Annotated in this window: 3 protein-coding genes; 2 read left to right on the forward strand and 1 reads right to left on the reverse strand. The window is 66.7% G+C overall.

The genetic code is table 11. The annotated features are described in order from the left end of the window. Both L995_RS01390 and L995_RS01395 read left to right on the forward strand, forming a co-directional pair. Positions 1-695: LysR substrate-binding domain-containing protein (locus tag L995_RS01390; RefSeq protein ID WP_047468415.1), on the forward strand; the 695-nt coding region annotated here is incomplete at its 5' end. A 354-nt stretch (positions 696-1,049) separates the two neighbouring features. Continuing rightward, positions 1,050-4,019, forward strand: a complete 2,970-nt coding sequence (locus L995_RS01395; protein WP_082001458.1) for a diguanylate cyclase — start codon at positions 1,050-1,052, stop codon at positions 4,017-4,019. A 67-nt stretch (positions 4,020-4,086) separates the two neighbouring features. Here L995_RS01395 and L995_RS01400 read toward each other — a convergent pair. Next, a partial coding sequence (locus L995_RS01400) for a DUF1028 domain-containing protein (RefSeq protein WP_047468420.1) occupies positions 4,087-4,330 on the reverse strand: 244 nt, incomplete at its 5' end.

The raw sequence follows: 4,330 nt of genomic DNA on the forward strand, positions 1-4,330 counted from the left end.
TGTCGCAGGCCAGCGCCGCGCCGCGTGGCCGGCTGCGGGTCAGCCTGCCCCTGGTCAGTTCGCTGGTGCTGCCGGTGCTGGGCGAGTTCATGCGCGCCTATCCCGAGATCGAGCTGGACCTGGACTTCACGGACCAGCTGGTGGATGTGATCGAGGAAGGCTTCGATGCCGTGGTGCGCACGGGCGCGCCCGCCGACTCCCGGCTGTCCGCGCGCCGGCTGGGCGCCTTCGGCTACCTGCTGGTGGCCTCGCCCGGCTATCTGGCGCAGCGCGGCACGCCCCGGGTGCCCGAGGATCTGCTGCAACACAGCTGCCTGCACTACCGCTACCCCCACAGCGGCAAGCTGGAGCCCTGGGTGCTGCGGCGCGCAGCGGGCGCGCCCGAGCTGCAACTGCCCACCTCCATGATCTGCAACAACATCGAAACCCGGCTGTGCTTTGCGCTGCAGGGCCTGGGCATCGCCTACCTGCCGGATTTTTCCATCCGCGAGCCGCTGGCCGACGGCCGGCTGCAGCCCGTGCTGGCGGACTGGATGGAGCACACCAATGTCTTCCACGTGCTGTGGCCCGCCAGCAGGCACCCCTCGCCCAAGCTGCGGGCACTGGTGGACTTCCTGTGCGCGCGGGTGTTTCCACAGGCGCAGCCCGGGCAGGTCCAGGACGCTGCCAGGACCGGGGCGCCCAAGACACCCTAGACATCCGGGACGCGCAGATAGGCTGCGCGCCGGCTGCTGCAGCCTGCAGGCCCTGCCCTGCCAAGCTGGCTATCGCGCAGGCCCCTATCTGAGTTAGCATGCTTATAGAGCGACGTATTCACAGAGTCATATCGGTTGCTCTGGCCCACCGGCAGGCAGGACCTGCGTCTCGAGCGCTGTGGCGTGCGGGGCGCTGTATCGGTGGGCCATTGCGGTTGACAGCTGGCGTTGCAGATCTTTTTTCTTGTCTCGCTGCGTTGCATGTCTTCTCGTTCCACCGCTATCCATCGTCCCGCCCTTTCCTCGCGCTCGCACGCAAGAACATCGTTGGCCGTCATTGCAGGCGTCTGCTTGATGGCGCTCGCAGCGGGGCTGTACTGGGCCGCGTTGCTGACCAGCCACCAGTACATGCAGCGCTACACACGGGATCAGGCATGGCTGCGCGTCTCGCAGATGTCCCAGGCGGTTTCCGCGCAGGCCGGGACCATGCTGTCGGGCCTGAACTATTCCCTGCGGGACCTGGCCCGGGACTACGAGTCGGGTGACTCCGAGGCGTTCGGGCGAGCCGTCGCCAGCGTCCAGGAGGCCTATCCGCCCGGCACCATCGTCCAGGTGGCCGTGGCCGATGCGAAGGGCCAGGTGGTGTATTCGAGCCTGGCAGCCTCGGAGCCGCCTGCGCAGGGCGTATCCATTTTCGACCGCGAACATTTCCAGGCGCATCTGAAGGGCCTGACGCAGGGAACCTTCATCGGCCGTCCGGTACAGGGACGGGTTTCCGGGCAATGGGGTATCCAGCTGAGCCGCGCCCTGCACCACCGTGGCGCGTTTGCGGGCGTGCTGGTGGTGTCGCTGTCGCCGCAGTACCTGTCGCGGCAGTTGCAGGCCATCTTCGACAGCCCGCGCGACGTGATCTTGCTGCTGCGCGAGGACGGCACCTATCTTGCGCGCTCGCAGAACCAGGACCGGGTGCTCGGGCGCCAGTTGCCCGCGAAGCGGGTGGCGCTGTTTGCCCCCGATGTCACGCATGGCACCTACGAGGTGCTGGCGAGCACCGACGGAATACAGCGCATGTATGCCTGGAGCCGCGTCAGCGGCTTTCCGATACTGGTGAGCACGGGGCTGGACCACGAGGCCGTGTTCGGTCCGCTCAACGAGACCATACGGCAGAGCCTGTGGCGCAACGGCATAGGCACGCTGCTGATTTTTCTGGGCGGGATGCTGACGGCCTGGCTGGCGTTCCAGCGCTGGCGGGAGGAGGACCAGCGGGTCCAGTCCGAAGAGCGCTTTCATCTCCTGTCGCAGGAAGTGCCGGGCGGCCTGTTCCAGTACAGCTGGGACCCTGCCGGCCACTACGCTCTGTCGTTTGCCAACCCCGGCTTTTATGCCATGCACTGCATCGATCCGGATACGGCAGACACTGCCTTGCAGGACCTGGCACAGCGGGTTCATCCGGAAGATATCTCCGCGCTCAGGCGGTCCATCGACGAAGCGATGCGCAGCCAGGGGGACTGGGCCTGCAAGTACCGCGTACAGTCCGCCGATGGCTCCGTGCGCTGGCTGCAGGGCCATGCACGCCCGCAACGCACTGACGACGCAACCGTGCTCTGGCATGGCTACATCCTCGATGTCACCCAGGACGAAAGCCTGCGCAAGGCGCTTCACGAAAGCGAGGAACGGCTGCGGCTGACCATCGGTGCCGTGCGTGACGGACTTTGGCAGTGGGACCGCGAACACGACCAGGTGCTGTGGGATGCCCGCTGCTACCAGATGCTGGGCATGCCGGACCAGGCACTCGGTTCGTTCACGGTGGCCGGCTTCATGCATCTGCTGCACCCACTGGACCAGCCTCGCGTCCAGGACCGGCTCAGGCGCCACCTCGAACACGGCGACCCATTCCGTGTCGAGATGCGCATAAGGCAGGCCGATGGCTCCTGGCGATGGATCGAATCGCGCGGGGAAGTGACCCTGCGCGATGCCGACAACAAGGCATTGCGCATGCTGGGAATGCACACCGATATCCAGGAACGGGTGGAGCAGACCCATATGGTGAGCGCCCTGCTGGAGCGCGGAAGCGCCCTGGTGCTTGTCGCCAGCCATCGCCGCAGCATCGTCTACGCCAATGCCCGGGCAGCCGAGTGCTTCGGCCTTGCGGCGGGCGCGCTCGAGCCGCAGTGCTCATTCCAGCAGCTGCATCCGTCCGGCGACAGTTTCGACAGCTTCGCATCGCTGTACGAGCGCCTGAGCCTGAAGGGCACGGTGCGTACCGAGTGGGCACTGAAGGTCAAGGGCGGCCACATGCGCTGGTTCGACATGCAGGGGGCACTGCTGGACCCCGAAGATCCCCAGGGCAATGTGATCTGGACACTGTTCGACGTAGATGCCCGCCATCAGGCGGAAAGCGCATTGCACCAGGTACAGCAGCGGCTGGAGGCCATCATCGAGAAATTTCCGTCGGGCATCCTGGTGACCGACGATGCGGGGCAGTGCATCAGGGCAAGCAACGCAATGCTGGTGGACCTGTTCGAGCTGCCGCTGTCCGCCACGGACCTTGTGGGGAAAAGCCTGCAGACCTTGCTGTCCTATTTGCCCCCGGCCATGGCAACGGCCTTGCAACCTGCGCCGCAACCGGGGGCAGGTGCCCTGTCGCAACGAACGATCTTTGCCCTGTCCAACGGCCGCCATATAGAAACGGAGCTGCTGCCGCTTCGCAGGCAGGAGCGGCTGCTTGGCTACTGCTGGGTATTCCACGACGTGACCGACTACAAGAGGCGCGAAACGCAACTCGAAGCCCTGGCATTGACCGATGCGCTCACGGGTGCCAGCAATCGGCGGGCCTTCATCACGCGCATGGAGTCGGAGCTGGAGCACCTGCGCCTGGGACTGAGCCATCCGTCGGCACTGATCATGCTGGATATCGACCATTTCAAGCGCGTCAACGACAGCTTCGGCCATGGCGTGGGCGACGAGGTGCTCAGGCATCTGGTGATCGCGGTGTCCAAGCAGCTGCGCCAGGGCGACATGCTGGGCCGCCTGGGCGGCGAGGAATTCGCCGTCTTGCTGACGGACGTGGACGCCCCGACCGCACTGCGGCGCGCGGAGAACCTGCGTGAGGCCGTGGCGGCGCTGGCCGTGTCCGTACAGGGCCAGGACAGCCCGATCCGCTTCACCGTGAGCCTGGGCGTATGCCTCATGGACGAGGGCGAGGCATCGGTCGAGCGCTGCCTGGAGCGGGCCGACGCCGCCATGTACTTCTCCAAGCGCAATGGCCGCAACCGCACCACGTGCTGGACGCCCGATACCCCCGTGATTTCAGACGCCAAGTGAACGCGATGCCAGTGCCGCGACACGCCCGTGCGCCCGGGCAAGGCGATGTGTCAGCTACCCGGCCGCCTCACTCATCGCCGGGCACTCCGTAGCTGGGCGCGGCCGTGGGATCGATGGCGCGCGTCTGGTAGTCCTGCATCTGCGGCGCGTAGGCGGCCCAGAGGCCTTGCAGCGCGCCGATGGGATCGTGCTCGGACCAGTCCACGCGCAGGTCCGCCATGGGCCAGCTGTGCTCGCCCGCCACCTTGAGCGCGGCCGAATGCACGGGCCCGGCCTCGCCGCCCGCGGCCATGGCGGCCTGCATGGCGGCC

This window comes from Delftia sp. ZNC0008 (assembly GCF_000799035.1).
GTDB classification, from domain to species: Bacteria; Pseudomonadota; Gammaproteobacteria; order Burkholderiales; family Burkholderiaceae_C; genus Comamonas; species Comamonas tsuruhatensis.

Coding starts and splice junctions, on each gene's coding strand:
- L995_RS01395 (WP_082001458.1), top strand. CDS start 1,050: ATGGCGCTCGCAGCGGGGCTGTACTGGGCCGCGTTGCTGACCAGCCAC.